Genomic DNA, 892 nt, shown 5'->3' with positions numbered 1-892 from the left:
CATCAGATACAGACGAAATGAAAAAGTTCGCAAATTTAAGACACGTATTGAAGGACAAATACCATGCTCAACAAACAGACATTAATCAGTATAGAAGATGCCCTGCCTGGTAGAGAACAACCAATGCAGATTGAAGATTGTCATTTTGTAAATCAATCGAGTCTAACGGCACCACTAGCCCATCATCAGCAACAGATTTTGTTAGGCATGGGGTGCTTTTGGGGCGCCGAGCGTCTTTTTTGGCAATTGGATGGCGTGGTTTCGACATCTGTGGGTTATGCGGGTGGGTTTACACCAAATCCAACCTACGAAGAAGTGTGTACGGGTAAAACCGGTCATACTGAGGTTGTGAGAGTCGTGTTTGATGGGCGTGTTATCTCACTAGCACAACTCCTTGCGGTATTTTGGGAAAAACACGACCCAACTCAAGGCATGCGCCAAGGCAACGATCTCGGCACACAATATCGCTCTGCGATTTACACGTACTCTCAAGAGCAGCAAGAACTTGCTGAAAAATCAAAACTTCTGTATCAACAAGCATTAGAAGCTGAGCTTCGCTCAACGATTACTACTGAGATCGTCCCAGCAGGGCCTTACTATTTTGCAGAAACCTACCATCAACAGTATCTTGCAAAGAATCCGGATGGCTACTGTGGCATAGGCGGCACAGGTGTTTGCTTCCCACCAAGCTTGCAAGGCTAATCAAACTGCACTTAAACGAGAAAGAGCGACCAAGGTCGCTCTTTTTAATCTTTCGTTTTTTGGGTTAATACGCCATGAATGGTTTAGGCGGATAATGATGAAATTGCTTGGTTTACTTCTTTAAAGACAGCCAGTCGCTTTTGATCTTTCACATCAGGAAGCAGCACTTTGCCATTATCAAAGCAGAAAC

Annotated in this window: 2 protein-coding genes; one reads left to right on the top strand and one right to left on the bottom strand. The window is 44.4% G+C overall.

The features are described 5' to 3' along the window. Positions 1-63: 63 nt before the first annotated feature. Positions 64-702: a peptide-methionine (S)-S-oxide reductase MsrA gene (gene msrA / locus R7190_RS26250; protein WP_318137723.1), complete on the top strand. Its 639-nt coding sequence runs from the start codon at positions 64-66 to the stop codon at positions 700-702. Between the two features lie 83 nt (positions 703-785). Here msrA and R7190_RS26245 read toward each other — a convergent pair. Next, positions 786-892, bottom strand: a 107-nt coding sequence (locus tag R7190_RS26245) for a DUF1107 family protein (protein WP_318137724.1), incomplete at its 5' end; no start/stop codon positions are given.

The organism is Vibrio sp. 1078-1, assembly GCF_033340475.1.
The sequence above is the reverse complement of the archived record's forward strand: the minus strand, read 5'-3'. Positions and strand labels throughout refer to the sequence as shown.

Bases quoted from the DNA above. Each gene is read 5' to 3' on its own strand.
- msrA (WP_318137723.1), top strand. From the start codon at position 64: ATGCTCAACAAACAGACATTAATCAGTATAGAAGATGCCCTGCCTGGT.